The following is a 25,653-nucleotide window of genomic DNA, read 5'->3' as shown; positions in this document are numbered from 1 at the left end:
AACACTGGCCAGTAACAATATCCGGCGCCGTTCGGGCGCCGTCTCTTGTCATGAGCCCGATGAATCACCAGTTATCTTGATATCGAGCAATGGCGCACAGAATAGAGGGAGTGTCCCGGGTGACTGACTCGACGATCATCTATACGCACACCGACGAGGCCCCGGCCCTCGCCACCTATTCGTTCCTTCCGATCATCCAGGCGTACGCCTCGACCGCGGGCGTCACGGTGGAGACCCGCGACATCTCCCTGGCGGGCCGCATCATCGCCGTTTTCCCCGAGTTCCTGGACGAGGGGCAGCGCATCGACGACGCCCTCGCCGAGCTCGGCCGGCTCAGCGAGACCCCGCACGCCAACATCATCAAGTTGCCGAACGTCTCCGCCTCCATGCCGCAGCTGAAGGCCGCGATCGCCGAGTTGCAGTCGCAGGGCTACGCGCTGCCCGACTACCCCGACGACCCGCAGACCGACGAGGAGCGCGACATCCGCGCCCGCTACGACAAGGTCAAGGGCAGCGCGGTCAACCCCGTGCTCCGCCAGGGCAACTCCGACCGCCGGGCCCCCGCCTCGGTCAAGGCGTACGCGCGCAACCACCCGCACCGCATGGGGGCCTGGACGCCGGAGTCCAAGACCAACGTCGCGACGATGGGCGGCGGCGACTTCCGTTCCACCGAGAAGTCCGCCGTGGTCGGCGCCGACGGGTCCCTGCGCATCGAGCTCGACACCCCCAACGGCGGCGTGACCGTGCTGCGCGAGTCGGTGCCCGTGCTCGCCGGCGAGGTGGTCGACGCGTCGGTGATGCGAGTATCCGAGCTCACCCCGTTCCTCGGCGCCCAGGTGGCACGCGCCAAGGCCGAGGGCGTGCTGTTCTCCGTGCACCTCAAGGCCACCATGATGAAGGTCTCCGACCCGATCATCTTCGGCCACGTGGTCCGCGCGTTCTTCCCCGAGACCTTCGCCGCGCACGGCGCGACCCTCACCGCCGCGGGGCTGTCCCCGAACGACGGGCTCGGCGCCATCCTCGCCGGCCTCGACGCGCTGCCCGAGGGGGCCGCGATCAAGGCCTCCTTCGAGGCCGAGCTCGCCGCCGGCCCCGAGCTCGCCATGGTCGACTCCGACCGCGGCATCACCAACCTGCACGTGCCGAGCGACGTGATCGTCGACGCCTCGATGCCGGCGATGATCCGCACCTCCGGCCACATGTGGGGCCCGGACGGCGCGGAGGCCGACACCCTCGCGGTGATCCCCGACTCCAGCTACTCCGGCGTCTACCAGGTCGTCATCGACGACTGCCGGGCCAACGGCGCCTACGACCCCGCCACCATGGGCTCGGTGCCCAACGTCGGCCTGATGGCGCAGAAGGCCGAGGAGTACGGCAGCCACGACAAGACCTTCGAGATCCCCGCCGACGGCACCGTCCGCGTCGTCGACGAGGCCGGCGAGGTCCTCCTGGAGCAGCCGGTGTCCGCCGGCGACATCTTCCGCATGTGCCAGACCAAGGACGCGCCGATCCGCGACTGGGTGAAGCTCGCGGTGAGCCGTGCCCGCGCCACCGGCGACCCGGCCGTGTTCTGGCTCGACGAGACCCGTGCCCACGACGCCCGGCTGATCGAGAAGGTCCGGGCCTACCTGCCCGAGCACGACACCGAGGGCCTGCGCATCGAGATCATGTCGCCGGTCGAGGCGACGAAGTTCTCGGTCGAGCGCATCCGGCGCGGCGAGAACACGATCTCGGTGACCGGCAACGTCCTGCGCGACTACCTCACCGACCTCTTCCCGATCCTGGAGCTCGGCACCAGCGCCAAGATGCTCTCGGTCGTCCCGCTGATGGCGGGCGGCGGCCTGTTCGAGACCGGCGCCGGCGGCTCGGCGCCCAAGCACGTGCAGCAGCTGGTCAAGGAGGACTACCTCCGCTGGGACAGCCTCGGCGAGTTCTTCGCCCTGGCCGCGAGCTTCGAGCACCTGGCCACGTCCACCGGCAACGCGAGGGCCCAGATCCTCGCCGACACGCTGGACCGCGCCACCGCCACCTTCCTCAACGAGAACAAGTCGCCGACCCGCCGCCTCGGCGGGATCGACAACCGCGGCAGCCACTTCTACATCGCGCTCTACTGGGCGCAGGAGCTGGCCCGGCAGACCGACGACGCCGAGCTCGCCGCGGCGCTGGCGCCGCTGGCCCAGACGCTGGCCGAGCAGGAGCAGACCATCGTCGACGAGCTGCTCGCCGTGCAGGGCGACCCCGTCGACCTGGGCGGCTACTACCAGCCCGACCCGGCCAAGGCCGAGGCGGTCATGCGGCCGTCGGAGACCTTCAACAAGGCCCTCGCGATCCTCGCCTGAGGCCCGTGCGACGAAGGCCGCTCCGGTGATCCGGAGCGGCCTTCGGCATTGTTCGATGCCGGTCGGCGCACCTGGCGGATGTGGCACGCCGGGCGCGCGATAACCTGGCGGGTGGAATATCTCGACGACGAGAGAACCTCCGCGGCGGCTCACGCCGGACTCGTCAGAAACAGGAGATGAAGAAGGCAATGGCTCGCACCCCAGTCAACGTCACCGTCACCGGCGCCGCCGGCCAGATCGGCTACGCCCTGCTCTTCCGCATCGCGTCCGGGCGGCTGCTCGGCGCGGACACGCCCGTACGCCTGCGCCTGCTGGAGATTCCGCAGGCGGTCAAGGCCGCCGAGGGCACCGCCATGGAGCTCGACGACTGCGCTTTCCCGCTGTTGGACGGGGTTGACATCTTCGACGACGCCACCCAGGCCTTCGCCGGCGCCAACGTCGCCCTCCTGGTCGGCGCCCGCCCCCGTACCAAGGGCATGGAGCGCGGTGACCTGCTGGAGGCCAACGGCGGCATCTTCAAGCCGCAGGGCGAGGCGATCAACGCCGGCGCCGCGGACGACATCAAGGTCCTGGTCGTGGGCAACCCGGCCAACACCAACGCCCTCATCGCCCAGCAGCACGCCCCGGACGTCCCGGCCGAGCGCTTCACGGCGATGACCCGCCTCGACCACAACCGCGCGCTGGCCCAGCTGTCGAAGAAGGCCGGCGTGTCGGTCTCCGACATCAAGAAGCTGACCATCTGGGGCAACCACTCGGCCACCCAGTACCCGGACCTGTTCCACGCGGAGATCGCCGGCAAGAACGCCGCCGAGACCGTGAACGACCAGGCCTGGCTGGAGAACGACTTCATCCCGACCGTCGCCAAGCGCGGCGCCGCGATCATCGAGGCCCGGGGCGCGTCCTCGGCCGCGTCGGCCGCCTCCGCCGCGATCGACCACGTGCACACCTGGGTCAACGGCACCGCCGAGGGCGACTGGACGTCCATGGCGGTCGTCTCCGACGGCTCCTACGGCGTGCCGGAGGGCCTCATCTCGTCCTTCCCGGTCACGACCAAGGACGGCAAGTGGGAGATCGTCCAGGGCCTGGAGATCAACGACTTCTCCCGTGGCCGCATCGACGCCTCGGTCAATGAGCTGGCCGAAGAGCGCGACGCGGTCCGCAAGCTGGGCCTGATCTGACGCCACAGCTGATCGCGAGGTCGGCACGCGAGCCCCGGGCCGGCCGCCCGGGGCTCGTTGGTCTCCGGACGGCCCCGTCGTGCCGCAAATGTCGGAGATGCCCCGCAGGCACTCGATAAAGTGGCGGGTCAGCCGTTGCGCGTTCCGAGGGTGGCGGCGTTCGCCGGGAGGACGCACGGGTGGAGCAGGCGTTTCAAGTCGATCTACGTGGCGTGGTGGACCTGCTCAGCCGCCATCTGTACTCCAGCCCACGGGTCTACCTGCGCGAGCTGTTGCAGAACGCGGTGGACGCGATCACAGCCCGCGGCGAAGCCGGGACGGTCACCATCGAGACCGGCGACGGGCTGCTGCGCGTCCATGACGACGGGATCGGCCTCACCGAGGACGAGGTCCACCGGCTGCTCGCCACCATCGGCCGCTCGTCCAAGCGCGACGAGCTGGGCTTCGCCCGGCACGACTTCCTCGGCCAGTTCGGGATCGGCCTGCTGTCGGCGTTCCTGGTCGCCGACGAGATCGAGGTCGTGACCCGCTCGGCCAGGAGCGAGACCGGGGCGGCCGTCCGGTGGACCGGCTTCGCCGACGGCCGTTACAAGGTCGAGCCCGGTGAACGCGACGAGCCCGGCACCACCGTCACGCTGCGGCCCCGTCCCGGCTCGGCCGATCTCCTCGCCCCGGCCACCGTCGCCGAGCTGGCCCGCGCGTACGGCTCGCTGCTGCCGGTAGGCCTCACCGTCGACGGCGTGGCGATCACCGAGGACGGCCCGCCCTGGCAGGCCGCGCACCCCGATCCGGCGCGCCGTCGCCGGTCGCTCGACGCCTACTGCCGTGAGCTGTACGGATTCGAGCCGTACGACGTGATCGAGCTCGATGTGCCCGAGGCCGGGCTCACCGGCGTCGCCTTCGTCCTTCCGCAACCCGTCACGCCGAGTGCCCGCGCCGCGCACCGCGTCTATCTCAAGCGGATGCTGCTGGCCGAGAACGTCGAGGGCCTGCTGCCGGAGTGGGCGTTCTTCGTGCGGTGCGTGGTGGACGCGGGGGAACTGCGCCCCACCGCCAGCCGCGAGGCGCTGTACGAGGACGAGCTGCTGGAGTCGACCCGGGACGCGCTGGGCGAGCAGTTGCGCCAGTGGCTCGTGCGCCTCTCGGAGACCGATCCGGCACGGTTGCGCGGGTTCCTGCGCCTGCACCAGCTCGGCGTCAAGGCGATGGCCCTGCACGACGACGACATGCTGCGCATCGTCGACCGCTGGCTGGAGTTCGAGACCTCCGCGGGCCCGATGACCTTGGCGGAGTTCCGCAAGCGCCACGCCGGTGGCCGGTACACCACCAACGTCGAGGAGTTCCGGCGGCTGTCGGCGGTGTCCGCCGCGCAGGGCGTCGGGCTGGTGAACGGCGGCTACGTCCACGACACCGAGATCATCGAGCGGCTCCCGCAGATCGATCCGGACGTGGCGCTGCGCCGCCTCGATCCGGCCGAGCTGACCACCCACTTCGGGGTGCTGGACCCGGCCGCCGAGCTCGCGCTGCGGCCGTTCCTCGCCGCCGCGCAGCGCGCCGTCGACCGGCTCGGCTGCGAGGTCGTCCTGCGCGACTTCGACCCGCCGTCGCTGCCCGCCCTCTACCTCACCAGCCGCGCCGCCCGCCACCAGGCGGAGCTGGCGGAGGCTCGGGAGCTGGCCGACGACCTGTGGAACGACGTGCTCGGCGCGATGAACGACGCGGTCGAACGGGACCGTCCGCAGCTCGTGCTCAACCACCGCAACCCCCTCACCCGCCGCGTCACCATGATCAAACCCGGGGCGGCGCCCCCGCCGGGGGATCCGGGCCCCGCCGAGGAGGGGCTGATCGAGCTGGCGGTCCAGGCGCTGTACGGGCAGGCGCTGCTGCTCGGCCACCATCCGCTGCGCGCCGCCGACACCGCCGTCCTGAACCGTTCGTTCCTCGGCCTGCTCGACTGGGCCGTGCACGACCCGGAGGCCACGCCGTGAGCGTCGACCACGTCTATGACCTGATGGCGCGCGCGGGGGAGCTCCCGTACGGCGAGGCCAAGACGGTGCTGGTGGAGGACGCCCTCCGGCAGGCCGAGGCCGCGGCCGACGCCGAGCTGGCGTACCGGGTGCGGATGGAGTTGACGACCGCCTACCAGTACGGCGGGGAGCCGGCCAAGGCGTTCACCACGTTCAGCCGGTGCCTGTCCGAGCACGACCGCGACCCGGGCCGCTTCGCCGAGGAGCACCGGCTGCTGTGGCAGTTCAAGTGGATGGTGAACTCGCTCACGCTCTTCCCCGACGTCCCTCTGGACCGCACGTACGCGATCCTCGACGAGATGGAGCGCCGCTATCGGCTCAGCGGCCACAGCTTGCAGGCGGTGTTCCACTACCGGCATGTGGTCGCGCGCCACGTCGGCGACGTCGCGGCGGCCGACGAGTGGTACGCGCGGTGGCGGGCGGCGCCGCGCGACGAGCTGTCGGACTGCGCGGGCTGCGACCCGACCGGGATGGTCCACCACCTCGCGAGCCGGCAGCGGGACGAGGAGGCGCTGGCCATCGCGGCGCCCGTGCTGAGCGCCGAGCTCAACTGCACCGAGCAGCCGCAGGGCATCCTCACCACGCTGCTGCCGATCTACCTGCGCACGGGCCGGCTGGCGGACGCGCGGGACGCGCACCGGCGCGGCTACCGGATCATGCGGGCCAACATCGCGGACTTCGCCGATATCGCCGATCACATCGAGTTCTGCGCGCGGACCGGCAACGAGGCGCGCGGCCTGGAGATCCTTCAGCGGCATCTGGGCTGGCTCGACCGGGCGCCGAGCCCGCACGCGGCGATGCGGTTCGCCGCCGCGTCGGCGTCGCTGCTGCGGCGGCTGGAGGAGACCGGCCACGCGCCCGGCGTCACGCTCCGCCGGCCCGCGCACGGCGACCGGGAGGCCGCGGACGTGCCCGCCGCCGCGCTGCGGGCCGAGCTGGCCGCGCTGACCACCGAGCTCGCCGCGCGATTCGACGCCCGCAACGGCACCACGTACCAGAGCGAGCTCATGGGGCGGATCCTCGCGGCCGAGCCGCTCGTCGATCGCCTCCCGCTGACCGCGCACGACCGCCGTCCCGCCGCCGGGACGGCGGCCGGGCCGAAGACGCCCGTTCCGCCGCCCGCCCCGGACTACGCGGACCTCGATGATCTCGACGCGCTCCTGGCGGCGGGCGACCAGCGGTGGCAGGCCCGTGACCTGCCGGCGGCCCGGGCGGCCTGGCGCCGCTTCGACGAGATCGTGACCGCGACCGGCATCGAGCCGACCACCGCGCAGCGCGCGCGGCGCGCCGACGGGCGCGGGCTCGAACTGCTCATGGGCGGCGAGCCGGAGGCCGGGCTGGCCGAATGGCGCCGCGCCGCGGAGCTGTACGCGGCGGCCGGTGATCCCGTCCTCCAGCACTCCGTCCTCAGCCGCGTCGGCGGGGTCCTCGCGGGTTTCGACCAGCCGGCCGAGGGCGTCGAGCTGCTCACGACGGCGGTCGCCTACCTGGACGAGCACGCGCCCGGCACGCGGCGCGCCCTGACCGCGCGGCTCCGGCTCAGCGGTCACCAGCTGGAGTCGGGCCGGCCGGAGGAGGCCGTCGCGACGCTCGACGGTCTCGAACCCGTCGAACCGGACGACATCGGCGACCTGGAGCTTCACCGGGCCCAGGCGCTGGCGAGACTCGGCCGCCACGAGGAGGCCGTGGCCGTGCTCAGACGGGCCCGCGCCGCGCTGCGGACCGTCGATGACCGCGAGCCGCTCGCCCAGGCGTCCTTCATGCTCGCGCAGTTGCTGGCGCACGACCCGGCCGGCCTGGACGAGGCGCTGGCGGCGTTCGACGAGGCCTTGGAGCACGCGGAGGCGCCCGACCTCCGGCTCGCCGTCCACGCCGAGCGCGGCACGTTCCTGCTGTCGCGCGAGCGGGCGGTGGACGCGGTGGCCGATCTGGTGGAGGCGGTGGCCGGGTACACCGCCGACGGCGCGCACCTCCAGGCCGCCCTCGTCCGCGTGGAGCTGGCGGCGGCCTACTACACGACCGGACGGCACTTCGAGGCCGCCGAAGTCGCCGAGGAAGCGGCGCCCAACCTCGCCCAGCTCGACGACCCCGCCACCGAACGCCGCCTTCGCTTCATCCTCGCCCACTCCCAGCGCGAGCTCGGCGAGCCGCAGGCCGCCGACCTCTTCGTGGAGCTCGCGCGCGAGGAGGACGACCCTGGCGCGGCCGCGCAGCTCCTGGAGACGGCCGCCGAGGTGCTCACGGGGCTCGACAAGGATGCTCTGGCAGCGGAACGGTTCGCCGAGTCCGCCGATGCGTTCGCGAAGGCCGGGAACCCCTTCGGCGTCGTCCGGACGCGTCGGCGCGGCGCGCTCTGTCACCTGTGGAGCGGCCGGGCTGACGATGCCCTGGCCGAGATCGAGCAGGCCAGGACCGGTCTGGAGGCGTTGCCGCGAGACAATCCGGCCGCCCTGACCTGGGAGAGCTCGATGGTCGCCTACGACGAGGCCCGTCTGCTCGCGAACCTCTCCCGCTATGACGAAGCGCTGCGCAGCGTGGACGAGGCCATCGAGGGTTACACGGAGCTGGACGAGACAGATGCGGCGGAGGCCGCCCTGCGCTTGCGCGCCAGCATCCAGGACGAACTCCGATGACTCTGCGTGTCCGCCGATAATGACACTTCGCGTTCAATAGACTGCACTCCGTACACGGGGATTTGGACGGCGGCCCTTCCTGCCCTCGGTGGACGGCCGCCGCCTTCGCAAGTCGGGGTGGATCATCCATGCGTCGGGTTCCGTTCACGCACGGCTCAGCCGGCGTCAGCTTGTCCAGCTCCGCGGCCGTCTCCGTCGCGGCGGCGATCGCGGCGGCGGCCCTCGCCCCGGTGGCGACCGCCGAGTCCCAAGCCGCCGGATCCCTGGCCGCCGAGCCCCTGACCTCGGCGGACCTGCGGATAGGGCTCACCGGCCCGGCGCACCGGGTGAAGGCGGGCGGCATCGTCGACTACACCGTGTCGCTGCGCAACGCGGGGCCGGCGGCCGTCCGCGACGCCACGACCAAGGTGCGGCTGCCCCGGGGCATCGCCGTCATCCAGATCTCCGACTCCGGCTGCCGCGAACGCGGCCGGATCCTCAGCTGCCGGCCCGCCGCCCTCGCGGCCGGGGCGTCGCGCACCATCCACATCCTGGGGATAGTGAAACCGTCCGCGCGCGGTTCGTACCGTGCCCGGGCAAGGGTGTACGCGCGCGGCGCGGCGGATCCCGTCCTCCGCAACAACATGGCCCGCGCGGTCACGAAGATCGCACCCAGCACCGACATGGCCGTGCGCCTGTCCGCGCCACGCCGGGCCGCGGCGAACGGCAAGATCATGCTCGCGGTGACGGTCGTCAACCGCGGGCCGCGTCCGGCGCGGCACGTCATCCTGAACCTGGGCGCGCATGGTGCCCGCCTCACGGCACCGTCGCCGCGCTGGAACGGCGGCTGCCAGGTGACGGTGACGAACGAGCGGACCGGCGGCCACTTCCTGCGATGCTCGCTGGGCCGGCTCGCGGTCGGGGCGCGCCGGACCGTCTACGTTCCGGCGCGCTCCGCCTCGGCGCGGCGCGTCCGCGTTCAGGAGTACGCGGTCACGGCGTGGCAGCGGCTCGGCGAGCGCCGCCCGGCCAACAACACCGCCACCGTCAAGGTCCGCGTGGCGCGCGCCAGTTGACGGGCCCGCGCCGGTTACCCCGCGTCAGCTGACGCGGTGGGCCCCCGGAGCGGGGTTCCCCTCGAAGATCGTGGGAGCCGTCCAACCGCGGGCGGCGTAGGCGTCGATGATCGCCGTCCGCACCGCGCCGGCACGGTCGGCGGCCGTCAGGACGATCGCCGAGCCGCCGAAACCACCGCCGATCATGCGGCCGCCGCGGGCCCCGGCGCGCAGCGCCTCCTCGACGGCCACGTCGGCCTCCGGCCACGAGACCTCGAACTGGTCGCGCAGCGACAGGTGGGACGCCGTCAGCATCGACCCCAGCTCCGTCACCGCGCCCGCCCGCAGCAGCCCGACGGCCGCCTCGACGCGGTGGTTCTCGGTGACGATGTGCTGGACGCGGCGGCGCAGCACCGGATCGGCCAGCGAACCGAGCGCCGCGGCGAGATCCTTGACGTCGCGGAGAGCCGGCACGCCCAGAATCCGGGCGGCCTCCTCGCACTCGGCACGGCGCTGCGCGTACTCGCCGCCGGTGAGCACGTGCGCGGCGCGCGTGTCGACGACCAGCAGGCTCAGCCCGGCCTCGGCGGGGGCGAAGGGCACCTGGGAGGACAGGCCCGACCGGCAGTCGAGCATGAGCGCGTGCCCGTCGGTGGCCAGCAGCGAGGCCGACTGGTCCATGATCCCGCAGGGCATGCCCACGTGCTCGTTCTCGGCCCGCTGGGCGAGCAGCGCCAGCTCGCGCCGGTCCATCTCGATCCCGTACAGGTCGCAGAGCGCCAGCCCGGCGGCGCACTCCAGCGCCGCCGAGGACGACAGGCCCGCGCCGACCGGCAGATCGGAGTCGATCAGCAGCGAGGCGCCGCCGATGCCGTGCTCGCGCAGCAGCCAGGCGACCCCGGCCGGGTAGGCGGCCCACCCGTCGACCGAGCCGCCCTCCAGCGGCACGACGACTCCTTCGTCTGCCGCTTGCAGCGACCGCAGGTGCAGCATGCCGTCGTCGCGGCGGGCCGCCGCGATCGATACGCCGAGGTCGAGGGCGAACGGCAGCACGAAACCGTCGTTGTAGTCGGTGTGCTCGCCGATCAGGTTGAGCCGGCCGGGCGCGTGCCAGACGCCCTCGGGGGCCCGCTGGTAGGCCTCGTCGAAGGCCGCCGCGAGCGTGGTGGGATCGGGGCTCATCGCGACTGGAGGAAGGACCAGGCGTCGGTGACCATGGTCCGCAGGTCCCGCTCGGGCTTCCAGCCCAGCGTCGACTGGATCTTGTCGGACGAGGCGATCAGCACCGCCGGGTCGCCGGCGCGCCGCGGGCTGACGACCGCGGGGATCGGGTGGCCGGTCACCTCGCGGCAGACCTCGACGACCTCGCGGACGGAGTAGCCGCTGCCGCTGCCCAGGTTGAAGATCTTGTGCTCGCCGGGCCCGCCCGTCTCGCCGGGGACGCACGCGTCGAGCGCCAGCAGGTGCGCGACGCCCAGGTCGACGACGTGCACGTAGTCGCGGACGCAGGTGCCGTCGGGCGTCGGGTAGTCCTCACCGAACAGGCTGACCGACTCGCGCTCGCCCAGCGCGACCTTGAGCACGTTGGGGATCAGGTGGGTCTCGACGGTGTGACGCTCGCCATACTTCCCGTACGCGCCGGCCACGTTGAAGTAGCGGAGCGAGACGCCGCCCAGGCCGAAGAGCCGGGCGTACTCGGCCAGCGCCGTGTCGATCGCGAGCTTGGACGCGCCGTAGGGGTTGGTCGGCCGGGTCGGGTCGGTCTCCAGGATCGGCGTGGACTCCGGCTCGCCGTAGGTCGCCGCCGTCGACGAGAAGACGATCTTGGCTACGCCGGCCCGGCGCATCGCGTCCAGCAGCGCCAGCGACTCGCCCAGGTTCTTGTCCCAGTACAGCCCCGGCTTCTCCACCGACTCGCCGACCAGCGACTTGGCCGCGAAGTGCAGGACCGCGTCGAACCCGGCGCCGTCGAGCACCTCGAACGCCTTGTCGCGCAGCGTGCCGCGCACCAGCCGGGCGCCCTCGGGCGTCGCGTCCTCGTGCCCGGTGGTCAGGTCGTCGAGCACGACCACCTCATGCCCGGTCTCCAGCAGCAGGGCGGAAACGACGCTGCCGATATAGCCGGCGCCTCCGGTGACGAGCAGCTTCACTGGCGAGTCCTCCTGGCTGATGGGGTCTGGGCGGGGCCGCGATGCCGGTACAGGCTATCCGTAAGGAGAACCTGGGAAGGCTTTACGAATGCACCTGATGGAGCCGCGGCAGCCCGCGCCGCCGCAGCCCCCACGGCGGGTCGCCCGGCCGCTGGTCTGGCTGCTGTCCAAGTCCACCGATCTCGCCGTCCGGCTGGGCGGCGGCGATCCGCAGGCTCTCCGCGAGGAGATCACCGCGGACCGGATGCGGGCCATGGTCGCCGAGAACACCCAGCTCACCGCCGAGGAGCGGGCACTGATCGAGGAGGTGTTCGCGGCGGGGAAACGGCCGCTGCGGGAGGTTCTGGTCCCGCGCACCGAGGTGGAGTTCCTGGACGCGGCGCTCCCGCTGTCCTCGGCCGCCCGGATCGCCGCCGGGAGCCCGCACTCGCGGTTCCCCGTGTGCCGGGACTCCCACGACGAGGTGATCGGCTTCGTCCACATCCGCGACCTGCTGGTGCCGGAGGTCGCGGATCGCTCGGTCCCGGTGGGCGAGCTGGTCCGCCCGGTGAAATACCTGCCCGCGTCGCAGCTGGTGCTGCCGGTGCTCTCGGAGATGCGGAGCGAGGGGCACCATCTGGCGATCGTCATGGACGAGTACGGGGGAACGGCGGGAATCGTCACTCTCGAAGACCTTGTCGAAGAGCTGATCGGCGACATCCGCGACGAATATGATGTGAAGGACGCGCAGGCCCGCCGGTTGCGCGACGGGGTGGTCGAGGTCGACGGCCTGCTCAACCTGGACGACTTCGCCGCCGAGACCGGCATCCGACTGCCCGCGGGGCCCTACGAGACCGTCGGCGGGCACATCATGGCCGCCCTCGGGCAGGTGCCCGCCGAGGGCGACTGGGTCGAGTGCGGCGGGAGCCGGCTCGCGGTCGCCCGGATGGACGGCCGCCGCATCGAGCGGGTGCGCGTCAGTCCGAACACGCCCGCCCGCGGGGGCGTCCCACCGGAGGGGGGAGACACCGGTTCCGGCGGCTCCGCCCCCACCCACGACGCCGCCTCGAGCGAGGCCTGAGAGAATCGGTCCGTGCACATGTCCGAAGCGCCCCAGCAACCCACCGCCGGCACGACCGCACCGCGCGTGCTGTCCGGGATCCAGCCCACCGCCGACTCGTTCCACCTCGGCAACTACCTGGGCGCGCTGCGGCAGTGGGTCGCGCTTCAGGACACGCACGAGGCCTTCTACTGCGTCGTCGACCTGCACGCCATCACGGTCAAGTACGAGCCGGAGGCGCTGCGCCGCCGCTCCCGGGTGTCCGCCGCCCAGCTGATCGCCATGGGCGTCGACCCCGAGCGCTCCACCCTCTTCCTGCAGAGCCACGTGTCCGAGCACGCCGAGCTCGCCTGGCTGCTGGGCTGCCTCACCGGCTTCGGCGAGGCGGGCCGGATGACCCAGTTCAAGGACAAGTCCTCCAAGCAGGGCGCCGACGCCACCACCGTGGGCCTGTTCACGTACCCGATCCTGCAGGCCGCCGACATCCTGCTCTACACGCCCGCGCCGGGGCCGGGCGAGCGGGTGTTCCACGTCCCGGTCGGCGAAGACCAGCGCCAGCACCTGGAGCTGACGAGAACGCTCGCGCAGCGCTTCAACCACCGGTTCGGCGAGACGTTCGTCCCGCCCGAGGCGTACATCCCGCGGGGCGCCGCCAAGATCACCGACCTGCAGGAGCCGACGGCCAAGATGAGCAAGTCGGCCTCGTCGCCGCAGGGCATCATCGACGTGCTGGAGGAGCCCGGCCCGATGCGCAAGAAGATCATGCGTGCGGTCACCGACACCGGCTCCGAAGTGAGGTTCGACGAGGAGAACAAGGCCGGCGTCTCCAACCTGCTGCGCATCTTCGCCGCGCTCGACGGCAGCTCCGTCGAGGACGTCGAGCGGCGGTACGAGGGGTCGGGCTACGGCCAGTTCAAGAAGGACCTCGCCGAGGCCGTGCTCGACACGTTCGGGCCGATCCGCGAGCGCACCCAGAAGCTGCTGGGCGACGAGGCCGGGCTGGAGCAGCTGCTTGCGCGCGGCGCGGCCCGCGCCGGCGCGGTCGCCGCCGGCACCATGGAGATCGTGCGCGATCGCGTGGGGTTCGTGGGGCGTGGTTACTAGGCGTCCCCCGGACGCCGCCACATCGCGCGGTCCGGGTGCGGGGCGGCGGGCGATCGGGGTGGCCATCCCGATCCCCGAGCCGCACGGCTCCGAGCTGCAGCGCCGGCGCGAGTCGTTCGGCGACCCGCTCGCGTCGGCGATCCCCACGCACATCACGCTGCTGCCGCCGACCGAGATCGGCGAGGACGAGCTGGACGTCGTCGAGGACCATCTCGGGATGATCGCCGCCGCGGAGCACCCGTTCCGGATCCTGCTGCGCGGCACGGGCACCTTCCGGCCGGTGTCGCCGGTGGTCTTCGTGGCCGTGGCCGACGGCATCGCGGGGTGCGAACGGGTCCAGCGGCAGGTGCTGTCGGGGCCGCTCGCCCGCGAGCTCGACTTCCCCTACCACCCGCACGTGACGGTCGCCCATCACCTGCCGGACGAGGCCATGGACCGGGCCTTCAAGGAGCTGGCGGCGTACGAGGCGAGCTTCGAGGTCCAGGGGTTCGCGCTGTACGAGCACGGCGCCGACGGTGTCTGGCGGCCTCGGCGCGGCTTCGCGTTCGGCGGCGGCGGTCCCGTTCACGAGACCGTGCGCCAAGTGATCAACTGACTGCGCATCGAATCGGCCCCACCGGGTACGTGCGGTACATGCGGCAGGCGATCGCCGGGGTGCAGCGCCGCTTCGACGCGCTGCAGGAGACGGGCAAGGGCTGGTTGCGCGGTCTGCGGGGGCGGTGGCCCGGTTTCGACCACCTCGCCCGCGCGTACGAGCGTTACCAGGAGCGCCGCGGCGACCGGCTGGCCGCCGCGCTCACCTGCTACGGGTTCCTGTCGTTCTTCCCGCTGCTGGCGCTGGCGTACGCGCTGCTCGGCTATCTGGTCAAATTCAGCGAGCGGGCCCGCGACTACTTCGTCGAGGCGATCAACTCGCTGCTGCCCGGGCTGTCCGACGAGCTCGGGGTCGAGCAGATCGTCAGCTCCAAGACGGCCGTCGGCCTGATCGGGCTGTTCGGCCTGCTGTTCACCGGCCTCGGCTGGGTGTCGGTGCTGCGCGAGTCGTTGCGCGACATCTGGGGGAACGACCCGAACGGCGACACCAACTTCTTCCTCAAGAAGATCTACGACGCCACCGTCCTGATCTTCCTCGGGGTCACCCTGATCTGCTCCGTGGCGGTCTCCACGGTCACGTCCCAGGCCACCAACATGGTGCTGGGCTGGCTCGGCCTGGACCACGTCACCGGCGCGGGCACCGTGCTGCGGCTGCTGTCGCTGACGGTCGCGATCCTCTTCAACACGCTGATCTTCCTGGTGCTCTTCTCGCGGCTGTCCGGCACCCGCGCGCCCTGGCGGCGCATCATCAAGGGCGCGGTGTTCGGGGCGGTGGGCCTGGAGCTCCTCAAGCAGGTCGCCACCCTGCTGCTCTCCAGGACGACCGAGAACCCGGTCTACGCCTCGTTCGCGGTGCTCGTCGGGCTGATGGTGTGGATCAACGTCGTGTCCCGCTTCCTGCTCTTCGTCGCGGCCTGGACCGCGACCCGCAGGGTCATCCTGAGCGCCGACGAGCAGGCCGCCGATGCGCGGGCCGCCCGTGACCAGACCGCCCGTGACCAGACCGCTCGTGATCAGACCGCTCGTGATCAGACCGCGGGGGACGCCGAGCCGGAGAAGGACGCCGACGTCAGAAGTGTGAAGCCCGCGGGCGCCGGTGCCTGAGGCGCGTCCTAGGACCAGAACTCGTCGTCGACGTACTGGTCCTCGGCCAGCGTCCGGATCTCGGTGATCCGGCTGTGGTCGATGCGGAAGACGTCCACCGCGCGGCTGTCGAGCACCTTGCCGCCCGGCCGTTCGGCATAGGTCTGGACGAGCGCGACACCGTGCTCGTCGTCGGCCATGACCGCGTACGGCTCGGTCCGGAAGGTGCCGCCGGAGAGCTCGAACAGCCGTACGTAGAAGCCGAGGATCTCCTCAGGGGTGCTGTATTCGCCGCAGAGCGGCCCGTGGCCCGGCACACGGTGCACGACGTGTTCGGCGAGCAGGCCGCGGATGAAGTCGATGTCGCCCTTGGCGAAGGCGGTGTAGCCGTCGCGCAGCAGGGTGACGTTGGGATGCTCGGAGTCCGGCGGAGCATGGGAACGGCGATATGACACGGCGTTTCCTCCCGAGTACGCCGGCCCGCCGTCCAGCCTGCGGCGCTGCCGACCGGCGTCACCGAGGAGGTTAGTCCCGGGAGGTGCCCGCGGCCAGTGAGGGAAGGCTTACCGGCCGTTCACCTGGTCGGATCGTCGTGCCGGCGCCGCCGGAGCACGTAGGCGAGGACGCCCGCGGCCAGCACACCGCCGCCACCGCCGGCGGCGATGAGGCCCCAGCCGCTGCCGGAGTCGTCGCCGGGGAGCACGTTCACGCCGGGCAGGACGCCGTCGCCGTCGTTCTTGGTCTGCGGTGCGGGCGCGTCGCCGGGCGGCACCAGCGTGCCCACCGGCTTGGCCTTGCCGCGTGCCTTGAACCCCCAGTCGAGCAGTTGCTTGGCGTACGTCGACGGCGGCATGTCCGCGCGCATCAGCGAGATGACGATCGTGTGCCCGCCGCGGCGGGCGGCGGCCACGAAGGTCTGCCGGGCGTTCTCGGTGTAGCCGTTCTTGCCGCCGAGCATGCCCGCGTAGTCGTGGGCCTGGCCCGGCAGCATGCGGTTGTGGGTGTGGATCGGGTAGCCGCCGGTCTTCTTGCCCTTCTTCTTCTGCTTCTTGGTGGGCGGTGCCGGGAACCAGTGGTCGATCTTGCTGACATAGCCGTGGTAGGCCGGGTTGCGCAGGCCCTCCCGCAGGATCAGCGCCAGGTCGTAGGCCGAGGTGTGCTGGGTCTTCACCGTCAGGCCGAGGTCCTTGTCGAGCCCGTTCGGCGAGCCGGCGAGGGTGTCGCGGGCGTTGATCCGACGGGCCTCGGCGTTCATGTCGGCGAGCGTCTTCTTCATGCCGCCGTTGGCCTCGGCGAGCGTCACCGCCGCGTCGTTGGCCGACATCATCATCAGCGCGTGGAACAGGTCGGACACCTTGTACTGCATCTTCGGCGTCATGCCGACCTTGGTGCCCTCGACGTCGCAGGCCGCCTGGCTGGGCCGCACCATCTTGTTGGGATCCAGCTTGGTGATCAGCGCCAGCGTGGTGAGGGTCTTGAGGGTGCTGGCGGGCAGGTACTGGCCGTGCGGGTCCTTGGCGGCCAGCACCTCACCGGTGTCGCCGTCGGCGATGATCCACGACGCGGCCTTGATCTTGGGAGCGCCGGGCACGCCCGCGGCCGGGTTGAGCACGACCCCCCGGCTCCCCAGCTGCGCGCCGCCGACCGGATCGGCCGCCGCCGCGCCGGCGACCGCATTCGCCGTCGCCGGACTCGCCGTCGCCGGACTCGCTGTCGCGGGGGCGGCCGCGCACACGGGCGCGGCGATGAGAGACGCCGCTGCGAGCGGCACGGTGAACGTGGTGGCGGCGCGGCGTGTTCTCCTCATGATTCACCGAAGACTAGGCGACCCGTCCCGGGGATCGGAACCAGGGCGCGACGTGTCGGCCGGGAGTGACGGACGGTCACGAAGTGACCAGCGTCACCTTGCCCGCCGCGTCACATTGCGTGACCGGCACCTATTTGGGTCGGGTAGAACTAGTTCGTTCGGGTGAGGCATCATCGGGTAAAGGTGACCGAAAATAATGACCGGCCGTGATGGGCCGCCGCCCGTACGAGTCAAATGATCCGCAAAGGGCATGGACTTCCGCAGGGTGGCGGGCACAGGGCGCCATCATGGTGAACGTCGACCCTGGAACCGCCTGGGTCGGCGTTTGTCCAGGCTTAGGGACCCGCTGGCTGAATTGCGCCACGTGCCACGCATCGACCTGCAAGGATTGTGGACGGAGGTTGGCCGTGGCCATTGACTTCAACCCATCCCGCGGCGCGACGCTGGGCGTCGAGTGGGAGCTCCAGCTCGTCGACGCGGAGACGATGCACCTTCGGCAGGACGCGCGCGAGGTGCTGGCCGCGCTGCCGTCGCTCAGCGAGGGCGGCGACAACCCCAAGATCCGCCATGAGCTGATGGAGTCCACCGTCGAGATCGTGACCGATATCTGTCACACCGTCGGCGAGGCCAAGACCGACCTGGCCGGCACGATCGCCGCCCTGCGCGCCGCCGCGGACGCGCAGGGCATCGCGCTGGCCTGCCTCGGAACCCATCCGATCAGCGACTGGCGGGACGCGGTGACGGCGCCGATCCAGCGCTACGCCGAGCTGATCGAGCAGATGCAGTGGCTCGCCCGCCGGATCCAGACGTTCGGCGTGCACGTCCATGTCGGTGTGCGAAACGTCGACAAGGCGATTCCCATCGTCAACGCGCTCTCCGCGTACCTCCCGCACTTCCTCGCGCTGACCGCCTCCAGCCCGTTCTGGAGCGGCAGCGACACCGGCCTGGCGTCCAGCCGCGCCGTCGTCTTCGGTCAGCTGCCGACGGCCGGTCCTCCCCACTTGCTGGACGACTGGGCGGCGTTCGAGGATTACATGGACACCTTGCTGCGCGCCGGGACCATCCGGAGCATCAAAGAGGTGTGGTGGGACATCCGCCCGCATCCGGACTTCGGCACGATCGAGATCCGGATGTTCGACGGGATTCCCACCATGCGGGAGGTGGGCATGGCCGCCGCGCTGTGCCAGAGTCTCGTCACGCTTTTCGACCAGCAGCTGGACCGCGGCTACACCTTGCCGCGGCCGGCCGCCTGGGTGGTGCGCGACAACAAGTGGCGCGCCACCCGCTATGGCCTCGACGCCATCGTCATTACCGATGACACTGGAAGCACCGCCCCGCTCCGCGACGATCTCTACGAGCTGATCCGCGAACTGGAGCCGGTGGCGGACCGCCTCGGCTGCGCGGAGGAGCTCAAGGTCGCCGGGGAGGTCCTCGAACACGGGGCGCCGTACGAACGCCAGCGCGCGATCCGCGCGGAGGGCGGCACCTTGGAGCAGGTGGTCGGAGCCGCGATCACGGAGTTCGCGGAGGACCGGTTCGTCACTCTGGGGGAGGTCGCACATGTCGGGACCTGACGAGCAGCCCGGCGACCCGCACCTGCCCCGTACCACTCCATCGGGTGCTCCGCGCGACGGTACGTCCGGCGCCGGAGCCGACAACGAACAGACCACTGGGCGGACGCCGTTCGGCTCCGCCATGGCGCAGGGGGCGCATATGACGAAACCGGGACCCGGGGTGATGCCCGGCCTTGAACCACCGACCGCCCCGGGGGCGGCCGACCAGCGCGAGACGTCGTCCGCCGGGCTCGCCTCGGCGATCACGCTGGGCGGGGAGGCGCTGCAGCTGCAGCTCGACTCCTTCCTGGCCGGGCACGAGGACGACCTCACCCTCTTCCGGCGCGATCTGCACATGCACCCGGAGTTGGGATACGCCGAGCACCGCACCACCCAGCGGATCGTCGAGCGGCTGACCGCCGCCGGGCTCCGCCCGCAGGTGCTGCCCCGCGGCACCGGGCTGTTCTGCGACATCGGCCCCGAGGACGGCCCGACCGTCGCCCTCCGGGCCGACATCGACGCGCTGCCCCTCCAGGACGAGAAGGACGTCCCGTACCGTTCGACGGTGCCGGGCGTCGCCCACTCCTGCGGCCACGACGTGCACACCACGATGGTCCTCGGCGCCGGTCTCTTCCTGGCCCAGCAGGCCGCGGCGGGCCTGCTGCCCGGCCGGGTCCGGCTGCTCTTCCAGCCCGCCGAGGAGACCCCCGGCGGCGCCCTGGACGTGATGGCGGCCGGCGGCATCTGCGGGGTCGACCGCGTGTTCGCCCTGCACTGCGACCCCCGCATCGAGGTCGGCCAACTCGGGCTGCGCACCGGCCCGATCACCGCGGCCTGCGACAAGGTGTACGTGAAGGTGACCGGGCCCGGCGGCCACACCGCCCGGCCGCACCTCACCGCCGACCTGGTCTACGCCCTCGCCAAGATCGTCACCGAGCTGCCCGCCGCCCTGTCCCGGCGGGTCGACCCGCGGTCCAGCCTGTCCCTCGTGTGGGGCCGGGTCTCGGCCGGTTCGGTCGCGAACGCGATCCCCGACGACGGCATCGCCGAGGGCACCGTGCGGTGCCTGGACGACGAGGCCTGGCACCGGGCGCCCGAGATGATGAAGGCGCTGCTGCAGTCGGTGGCCGCGGCGTACGACGTGGAGGCCTCGCTGGAGTACGTCCGCGGCGTCCCGCCCACGGTCAACGAGGCGACCAGCGTGCAGATGTTCCGCGACGCGTCGGCGGAGGTGCTCGGCGAGGAGGCCGCGGTGCCCACGCCGCAGAGCCTCGGCGGCGAGGACTTCGGCTGGTACCTGGAGTCGATCCCCGGCGCGCTGGCCCGGCTCGGCGTCCGCACGCCGGGCTCGGCGGCGGAGTACGACCTGCACCGGGGCGACTTCGACGTCGACGAGAGCTGCATCGGCGTCGGCATCCGGGTCATGGCCGCCACCGCCCTGACCGCGCTGTGGGATGGCTTTCGCGGCCTCGAGTCCTCGCCTGGCGGCTCGGACCCGAACCGTGAAAGCGGCGAACGCGACATCGCTTCGCGATCTTCGTAGGAAGCCTCGCCTTGCGGCTCGCTCCCACTCAGGTAGCGCGTTCGCGTGCGGGCCGGTGTCGTTGGTCTGGACGCCCCGGTCCGGCCGGGACCCTGGTCCGGAGGTTTTCCGGACCAGGGTCCGGGCGCGCCTAGGGCCCTGGTCCGGGGCGGCCCCGGTAAGCTGCGGGTGACCGCCTTGTCGATCATGGATGTTGCCATGATCGAGTTCCGTTTCACTGCTGTGACCTGTGGCGATATGCGTACGCCTTGGTAACGACCGCATTGCGAAACGGTGCACGTGGGATGTTTTGGTCCGCACGCGAGGTAGCGTCCAGTCGATTTGAGTGGCCGGTTTGGGCCGCTATGCCTGGGTGGGGAATGGAAGGAGCGCTACCTTGCGCCGTGGACTCAAGATTTCGCTCGTCGCAGTGACGGGCGCCGCGCTCACGCTGAGCGCCTCCGCCTGCGGTGGCAAGAAGGCGGAGACCGGCGGCGGCAGCGGCGACGGTAAGAAGACCGTCAAGGTCGGCCTGGCCTACGACATCGGCGGCCGGGGCGACAAGTCGTTCAACGACGCCGCGTTCGCCGGGCTGGAGAAGGTCAAGTCGACCCTCAACCTCGACATCAAGGACATCGAGGCCACCAAGGGTGAGAGCGACAACGACAAGGTGCAGCGGCTCGACCTGCTGGCCAAGTCGGGCTACAACCCGGTGATCGCGGTGGGCTTCGCCTACGCCGGCCCGCTGGGCAAGGTCGCCAAGACCTACCCCAACACCAAGTTCGCCATCGTCGACGACAGCTCGGTGAAGGCCCCGAACGTCGCCAACCTCGTCTTCGCCGAGGAGCAGGGCTCGTTCCTGGTCGGCGCCGCCGCGGCGCTGAAGTCCAAGACCGGCAAGATCGGCTTCATCGGCGGTGTCGACACCCCGCTGATCAAGAAGTTCGAGGCCGGGTACGTGGCCGGTGCCAAGCAGGTGAAGCCGGGCGTCAAGATCGACATCAAGTACATCTCGCGCGGCACCGACTTCTCCGGCTTCGGTGACCCGGCCAAGGGCAAGACGATCGCCGAGGGCCAGTTCGACGGCGGGGCCGACGTGGTCTACCACGCCGCCGGGCTGTCGGGCGTGGGCCTCTTCCAGGCCGCCGCGGCGAAGAAGAAGTTCGCCATCGGCGTCGACTCCGACCAGTACCTCACGGCCGAGGCCGCGCAGAAGCCGTACATCATCACCTCGATGCTCAAGCGCGTCGACACCGCGGTGTACAACTTCGTCGAGAGCGCGAGCAAGGGCAGCGCCCAGTCCGGCCCGGTGACCTTCGACCTCAAGAACGAGGGCATCGCCTACTCGACGGCCAACGCCGCCGAGATCAAGGACGTGCAGGCCAAGCTGGACGAGCTCAAGCAGCAGATCATCGACGGAAAGATCACCGTTCCCAGCAAGTGACGGTTCCGGTCCGCACGCGTCCGGCCCGGGAGGGTGGCCCGCTGGGTCCCCCGACCGGGCCGGACGTGCGCGGGCGCCGGTCCGCCGGGACCGCCGGTCCCGGGGACACCGCGTAGGAGAGCAGGGGATGTCCACCACTGAGCGGCCGGTGGCCGCCGCCGCACCCGCCATCGAGCTCCGCGGCATTACCAAACGTTTTCCCGGCGTCGTCGCCAACCGCGACATCGACCTCACCGTCAACGCCGGCACGGTGCACGCGATCGTGGGGGAGAACGGCGCCGGCAAGTCGACGCTCATGAAGATCCTCTACGGCATGCAGCGGCCGGACGAGGGCACCATCAGCGTCTCCGGCGAGCCGGTGAGCCTCGCCTCGCCCGCCGACGCCATCGGGCGGGGCATCGGCATGGTGCACCAGCACTTCATGCTGGCCGACAACCTGACCGTCCTCGAGAACGTGGTGCTCGGAGCCGAGAAGCTGCACGGCATCGGCGGCAAGGCACGGCGCCGGATCCAGGAGCTGGCTCAGCGGTACGGCATGCGCCTGGACCCCGACCGGCTGGTCGAGGACCTCGGCGTCGGCGACCGGCAGCGCGTCGAGATCCTCAAGGTGCTCTACCGGGGCGCGCGGATCCTCATCCTCGACGAGCCGACCGCGGTGCTGGTGCCGCAGGAGGTCGAGGAGCTCTTCGACAACCTGCGCGACCTCAAGCGCGAGGGACTCACCGTCCTGTTCATCTCGCACAAGCTGGACGAGGTGCTCTCGGTCGCCGACGCGATCACCGTGATCCGGCGCGGCAGCACGGTCAGCGACTGCGTCGACCCGCGCGAGACGAGCGCCCGGGAGCTGGCCCGGCTGATGGTCGGCAGCGAGCTGCCGGTGCCGGAGCTGCGCGAGTCGACGATCACCGACCGGCCGGTCCTGACGCTGGCCGGCCTGACGGTGCGGGGCGCGGGCGGCCGTCCGGTGGTGGACGACGTCAGCTTCACCATCCACGCCGGCGAGGTCCTCGGCATCGCCGGGGTCGAGGGCAACGGCCAGGCGGAACTGGTCGAGGCGATCATGGGGATCCGTTCTCCCGACGCGGGGACCATCCGCCTCGGCGAGCAGGACATCACCGGCTGGACGACCCGGCGGCGCCGGGAGACCGGCATCGGATTCATCCCCGAGGACCGGCACCGGCACGGGCTGCTCCTGGAGTCGTCCCTCTGGGAGAACCGCATCCTCGGCCACCAGACGCGCAAACCCAACGTCAAGGGCCCCTGGATCGACCGTTCCGGCGCGCGCGCCGACACCGAGCGGATCGTCCAGGACTACGACGTCCGGACGCCCGGCATCGACGTCACCGCGGTGGCGCTGTCGGGCGGCAACCAGCAGAAGCTCATCGTCGGCCGGGAGATGTCGGGCGAGCCGAAGTTCCTGATCGCCTCCCACCCGACCCGTGGCGTCGACGTCGGCGCCCAGGCCGCGATCTGGGAGCACCTGCGGCACGCCCGGGCGGAGGGCCTGGCGGTGCTGCTGATCTCCGCCGACCTGGACGAGCTCATCGGGATGTCGGACACCCTGCGGGTCATCCTGCGCGGCAAGATCGTTTCCGAGGCGGACCCGGCGACCGTCACGCCCGAGCAGCTCGGCTCGGCGATGACCGGTGCGTCGCTGGAGGGGGACTCGTGACCAGGCTGAAGACCTCGCCCCTGGCGCTGACCGTCATCGCGGCGGCGCTGGCCCTGGCCTTCTCGATCATCGTCACCTCGCTGGTGCTGTCGATCAGCGGGTTCAACCCGCCGTCGACGTTCCAGGCGATGTTCGAGTTCGGCACCGAGCCCGACAGCGTGGTCAACACCCTCAACCGGGCGTCGACCTACTACCTGGCGGCCGTCGCGGTGGCGATCGGGTTCCGGATGAACCTCTTCAACATCGGCGTGGACGGCCAGTACCGGCTCGCGGCGATGCTCGCGGCGGCGGTGGGCGGCGCGGTGACGCTGCCGGTCGTCCTGCACCAGATCGTGATCATCGGGACCGCCATGCTGGTGGGCGCCATGTGGGCCGGCATCGCCGGCATCCTCAAGGTGACCCGCGGCGTCAGCGAGGTCATCTCGACGATCATGCTGAACTTCATCGCCACCGGGATCATCGCCTACCTGCTCCAGAAGGAGCGGCTCGGCACGCAGGTCGCGGGCAGCGACAACATCGGGACCGAGCCGATCGGCTCCTCCGGGCAGGTCGCCGGGATCCCCTATCCGGGCGCCAAGCTGGAGATCTTCGGACTGATCATCCTGGCGGTCGTCGTCGGCGTGGCGTTCCACATCGTGATCAACCGGACCCGGTTCGGCTTCGATCTGCGCGCCACCGGGCTCTCGTCCAGCGCGGCGGTCGCCAGCGGCGTGGACGCCAAGCGCATGGTCGTGGTGGCCATGGTGCTGTCCGGTGCGGCGGCCGGCCTGATCGGCATGCCGCAGCTGCTCGGCTCGTCGCACTCCTACGGCCTGGACTTCCCCGGCGGGCTGGGATTCATCGGCATCGGGATCGCGCTGCTCGGGCGCAACAACCCGATCGGCATCGCGTTCGCCGCGCTGCTCTGGTCCTTCCTCGACCAGAGCTCGCAGATCCTGGAGTTCAACGAGATCCCCAAGGAGATCGTGGCCATCACCCAGGCGGCCGTGCTGTTGTCGGTCGTGGTGGTCTACGAGATCGTCCGCCGCTTCGGGCTGCGCTGGCAGCAGCAGGCGGTGGCCGCCGAACTGGCCGACCGTAGCCCCACTGGCAAGGAGGTGGCGGCGTGACGACGCTGACCGAAGCCCAGCCGACCGGCGACAAGCCCAGGCCGGCCGCGCGCCGGCATCCGGCCGTCCGGGTGGCGATCATCCTCGCCGCGATCTTCGGCGGGCTGGTGCTGCTGCGCGCCCTCACCGGCGAGGACGCGATCACCGCCAGCGGGACCGTGGGCACCACGCTCGCGCTCGGCATCCCGATCGGCATGGCCGCGCTCGGCGGCCTGTGGGCCGAACGGGCCGGGGTGGTCAACATCGGGCTCGAAGGCATGATGATCTTCGGGACCTGGGGCGGCGCGTACGGCTCCTACTTCAGCGGCAACGCCTGGGCGGGGCTCGCCATGGGCGTGGCGATGGGCGTGATCGGCGGGCTCCTGCACGCGCTGGCCACCGTGACGTTCGGCGTCGACCACATCGTGTCGGGCGTGGCGCTCAACATCCTCGCGCCCGGCGTCGCGCGCTACCTGTCCACGATGTTCTTCGTCGGCGAGCAGGGCGGCGGGGCCACCCAGTCACCGCCGCTGCCGGACTTCCCCACCGTCAGCGTGCCGGGGGTCGACGGGCCGCTCGGCGACCTGGAGGCGCACCACTGGTTCCTGGTCTCCGACCTCGCCGGGCTGGTGCGCGGGCTCACCACCAACCTGTCCGCGCTGACGATCATCGCCCTGGCGCTGATCCCGCTGACCTACTTCCTGCTGTGGCGCACCGCCTTCGGGCTGCGCATCCGGTCCTGCGGGGAGAACCCGTACGCCGCCGAGTCGCTCGGGGTCCGGGTCTACACGATGAAGTACGTCGCGGTGGCGATCTCGGGCGGGCTGGCGGGCCTGGGCGGCGTCTTCCTGGCCATGGTCGGGTCGTCGCAGTACCAGGAGAACCAGACCGGCGGCCGCGGCTTCATCGGCCTCGCCGCGATGATCTTCGGTAACTGGCGCCCCGGCGGCCTGGCCGCGGGCACCGGCCTCTTCGGCTACACCGACGCGCTCCAGCAGCGCGGCGCCACCGGCGCCGTGCACGCGCTCCTCCTGGTCGTCGCGGTGGCCCTGTTCGGGTACGCCATGTGGCGGCTGGTCCCCGGACGCAGGGGCCTGGCCGCGCAGGTCGACCTGGAGACGGCAGGCGACCGCCGCCGTCGCGGGTACTACCAGGCGGCGGCCGCGATCGTCGTGGGCGGTCTGCTGCTGACCTGGTACCTGGCGACGGACGCGCTGCCGAAGGAGATCGTCACCTACACCCCGCACCTCACGACGCTCCTAGTGCTGTCGCTCGCCTCCCAGCGGCTGCGGATGCCCGCCGCCGACGGGCTGCGCTACCGCCGCGGCGAGGGTCACTGACGTCACCGTCAGGCACGCGCAGGGCCGTTTGAAGGTGTCCTGCGCG

At 71.4% G+C, this 25,653-nt stretch carries 19 protein-coding genes; 15 read left to right on the top strand and 4 right to left on the bottom strand.

Annotated elements, in window-relative coordinates; translation table 11 throughout:
* Nucleotides 1–119: 119 nt before the first annotated feature.
* The 5 genes from ACGFNU_RS25735 to ACGFNU_RS25715 all read left to right on the top strand — a co-directional run bounded on the left by ACGFNU_RS25735 (nucleotide 120) and on the right by ACGFNU_RS25715 (nucleotide 9,232).
* Nucleotides 120–2,339: an NADP-dependent isocitrate dehydrogenase gene (locus ACGFNU_RS25735; RefSeq protein ID WP_392597477.1), complete on the top strand. Its 2,220-nt coding sequence runs from the start codon at nucleotides 120–122 to the stop codon at nucleotides 2,337–2,339.
* Nucleotides 2,340–2,527: 188 nt separating this feature from the next.
* Nucleotides 2,528–3,517, top strand: coding sequence for a malate dehydrogenase (locus ACGFNU_RS25730; RefSeq protein ID WP_392597475.1), 990 nt, complete (start codon nucleotides 2,528–2,530; stop codon nucleotides 3,515–3,517).
* Between the two features lie 179 nt (nucleotides 3,518–3,696).
* Nucleotides 3,697–5,505 carry an HSP90 family protein gene (locus tag ACGFNU_RS25725; protein ID WP_392597473.1) on the top strand — a complete coding sequence of 603 codons (1,809 nt, stop codon included), beginning with the start codon at nucleotides 3,697–3,699 and terminating at the stop codon, nucleotides 5,503–5,505.
* Complete coding sequence (locus ACGFNU_RS25720; RefSeq protein ID WP_392597471.1) at nucleotides 5,502–8,177, top strand: hypothetical protein; 2,676 nt, start codon at nucleotides 5,502–5,504, stop codon at nucleotides 8,175–8,177. Before ACGFNU_RS25725 ends, ACGFNU_RS25720 begins: the two co-directional genes overlap by 4 nt.
* 128 nt (nucleotides 8,178–8,305) lie before the next feature.
* Complete coding sequence (locus ACGFNU_RS25715) at nucleotides 8,306–9,232, top strand: hypothetical protein (protein ID WP_392597470.1); 927 nt, start codon at nucleotides 8,306–8,308, stop codon at nucleotides 9,230–9,232.
* Between the two features lie 24 nt (nucleotides 9,233–9,256).
* Here the strand turns inward: ACGFNU_RS25715 and galK are convergent, their stop codons facing one another.
* The gene (gene galK / locus ACGFNU_RS25710; RefSeq protein WP_392597468.1) at nucleotides 9,257–10,393 is read right to left on the bottom strand and encodes a galactokinase; all 1,137 of its coding nucleotides are present in this window, start codon (nucleotides 10,391–10,393) and stop codon (nucleotides 9,257–9,259) included.
* Entirely contained in the window at nucleotides 10,390–11,361 is a 972-nt protein-coding gene (galE, locus tag ACGFNU_RS25705; RefSeq protein WP_392597466.1) for a UDP-glucose 4-epimerase GalE, read from the bottom strand. Before galE ends, galK begins: the two co-directional genes overlap by 4 nt.
* A gap of 88 nt (nucleotides 11,362–11,449) precedes the next feature.
* Here galE and ACGFNU_RS25700 point away from each other — a divergent pair, with 88 nt between their 5' ends.
* The 4 genes from ACGFNU_RS25700 to ACGFNU_RS25685 are packed head-to-tail and all read left to right on the top strand — an operon-like array spanning nucleotide 11,450 to nucleotide 15,202.
* On the top strand, nucleotides 11,450–12,421 hold the full coding sequence (locus ACGFNU_RS25700) for a hemolysin family protein (protein ID WP_392597464.1): 972 nt from the start codon (nucleotides 11,450–11,452) through the stop codon (nucleotides 12,419–12,421).
* Between the two features lie 18 nt (nucleotides 12,422–12,439).
* On the top strand, nucleotides 12,440–13,504 hold the full coding sequence (trpS, locus tag ACGFNU_RS25695; protein ID WP_392597758.1) for a tryptophan--tRNA ligase: 1,065 nt from the start codon (nucleotides 12,440–12,442) through the stop codon (nucleotides 13,502–13,504).
* A 58-nt stretch (nucleotides 13,505–13,562) separates the two neighbouring features.
* Nucleotides 13,563–14,099 carry a 2'-5' RNA ligase family protein gene (locus ACGFNU_RS25690; protein WP_392597462.1) on the top strand — a complete coding sequence of 179 codons (537 nt, stop codon included), beginning with the start codon at nucleotides 13,563–13,565 and terminating at the stop codon, nucleotides 14,097–14,099.
* Nucleotides 14,100–14,137: 38 nt separating this feature from the next.
* Nucleotides 14,138–15,202 carry a YihY/virulence factor BrkB family protein gene (locus ACGFNU_RS25685; protein WP_392597460.1) on the top strand — a complete coding sequence of 355 codons (1,065 nt, stop codon included), beginning with the start codon at nucleotides 14,138–14,140 and terminating at the stop codon, nucleotides 15,200–15,202.
* Nucleotides 15,203–15,210: 8 nt separating this feature from the next.
* Here the strand turns inward: ACGFNU_RS25685 and ACGFNU_RS25680 are convergent, their stop codons facing one another.
* Nucleotides 15,211–15,636: a nuclear transport factor 2 family protein gene (locus tag ACGFNU_RS25680; protein WP_392597458.1), complete on the bottom strand. Its 426-nt coding sequence runs from the start codon at nucleotides 15,634–15,636 to the stop codon at nucleotides 15,211–15,213.
* A 119-nt stretch (nucleotides 15,637–15,755) separates the two neighbouring features.
* Nucleotides 15,756–16,988 carry a D-alanyl-D-alanine carboxypeptidase family protein gene (locus ACGFNU_RS25675; RefSeq protein ID WP_392597457.1) on the bottom strand — a complete coding sequence of 411 codons (1,233 nt, stop codon included), beginning with the start codon at nucleotides 16,986–16,988 and terminating at the stop codon, nucleotides 15,756–15,758.
* A 407-nt stretch (nucleotides 16,989–17,395) separates the two neighbouring features.
* Here ACGFNU_RS25675 and ACGFNU_RS25670 point away from each other — a divergent pair, with 407 nt between their 5' ends.
* From ACGFNU_RS25670 to ACGFNU_RS25645, 6 genes are all read left to right on the top strand, one after another.
* On the top strand, nucleotides 17,396–18,562 hold the full coding sequence (locus ACGFNU_RS25670) for a glutamate--cysteine ligase (RefSeq protein ID WP_392597455.1): 1,167 nt from the start codon (nucleotides 17,396–17,398) through the stop codon (nucleotides 18,560–18,562).
* Nucleotides 18,549–20,084, top strand: coding sequence for a M20 family metallopeptidase (locus tag ACGFNU_RS25665; RefSeq protein ID WP_392597453.1), 1,536 nt, complete (start codon nucleotides 18,549–18,551; stop codon nucleotides 20,082–20,084). The genes ACGFNU_RS25670 and ACGFNU_RS25665 overlap by 14 nt, the downstream gene beginning before the upstream one ends.
* Nucleotides 20,085–20,460: 376 nt before the next feature.
* Nucleotides 20,461–21,507: a BMP family protein gene (locus ACGFNU_RS25660; protein ID WP_392597451.1), complete on the top strand. Its 1,047-nt coding sequence runs from the start codon at nucleotides 20,461–20,463 to the stop codon at nucleotides 21,505–21,507.
* A 127-nt stretch (nucleotides 21,508–21,634) separates the two neighbouring features.
* The gene (locus ACGFNU_RS25655; protein ID WP_392597449.1) at nucleotides 21,635–23,179 is read left to right on the top strand and encodes an ABC transporter ATP-binding protein; all 1,545 of its coding nucleotides are present in this window, start codon (nucleotides 21,635–21,637) and stop codon (nucleotides 23,177–23,179) included.
* Nucleotides 23,176–24,288: an ABC transporter permease gene (locus ACGFNU_RS25650; protein ID WP_392597447.1), complete on the top strand. Its 1,113-nt coding sequence runs from the start codon at nucleotides 23,176–23,178 to the stop codon at nucleotides 24,286–24,288. Before ACGFNU_RS25655 ends, ACGFNU_RS25650 begins: the two co-directional genes overlap by 4 nt.
* Nucleotides 24,285–25,607 carry an ABC transporter permease gene (locus tag ACGFNU_RS25645; protein ID WP_392597445.1) on the top strand — a complete coding sequence of 441 codons (1,323 nt, stop codon included), beginning with the start codon at nucleotides 24,285–24,287 and terminating at the stop codon, nucleotides 25,605–25,607. The genes ACGFNU_RS25650 and ACGFNU_RS25645 overlap by 4 nt, the downstream gene beginning before the upstream one ends.
* The last annotated feature ends 46 nt before the right edge of the window (nucleotides 25,608–25,653 follow it).

Origin of the sequence: Spirillospora sp. NPDC048911 (genome assembly GCF_043198015.1) — a bacterium.
Taxonomy (GTDB): domain Bacteria; phylum Actinomycetota; class Actinomycetes; order Streptosporangiales; family Streptosporangiaceae; genus Spirillospora.
This window is presented reverse-complemented; position numbering and strand designations above follow the sequence as displayed.

Excerpts from the sequence above, each read along its gene's own strand:
- ACGFNU_RS25730 (WP_392597475.1), top strand. The coding sequence starts at position 2,528 with ATGGCTCGCACCCCAGTCAACGTCACCGTCACCGGCGCCGCCGGCCAG.
- ACGFNU_RS25715 (WP_392597470.1), top strand. The coding sequence starts at position 8,306 with ATGCGTCGGGTTCCGTTCACGCACGGCTCAGCCGGCGTCAGCTTGTCC.
- galK (WP_392597468.1), bottom strand. The coding sequence starts at position 10,393 with ATGAGCCCCGATCCCACCACGCTCGCGGCGGCCTTCGACGAGGCCTAC.
- ACGFNU_RS25700 (WP_392597464.1), top strand. The coding sequence starts at position 11,450 with ATGCACCTGATGGAGCCGCGGCAGCCCGCGCCGCCGCAGCCCCCACGG.
- trpS (WP_392597758.1), top strand. The coding sequence starts at position 12,440 with ATGTCCGAAGCGCCCCAGCAACCCACCGCCGGCACGACCGCACCGCGC.
- ACGFNU_RS25685 (WP_392597460.1), top strand. The coding sequence starts at position 14,138 with ATGCGGCAGGCGATCGCCGGGGTGCAGCGCCGCTTCGACGCGCTGCAG.
- ACGFNU_RS25675 (WP_392597457.1), bottom strand. The coding sequence starts at position 16,988 with ATGAGGAGAACACGCCGCGCCGCCACCACGTTCACCGTGCCGCTCGCA.
- ACGFNU_RS25665 (WP_392597453.1), top strand. The coding sequence starts at position 18,549 with ATGTCGGGACCTGACGAGCAGCCCGGCGACCCGCACCTGCCCCGTACC.
- ACGFNU_RS25655 (WP_392597449.1), top strand. The coding sequence starts at position 21,635 with ATGTCCACCACTGAGCGGCCGGTGGCCGCCGCCGCACCCGCCATCGAG.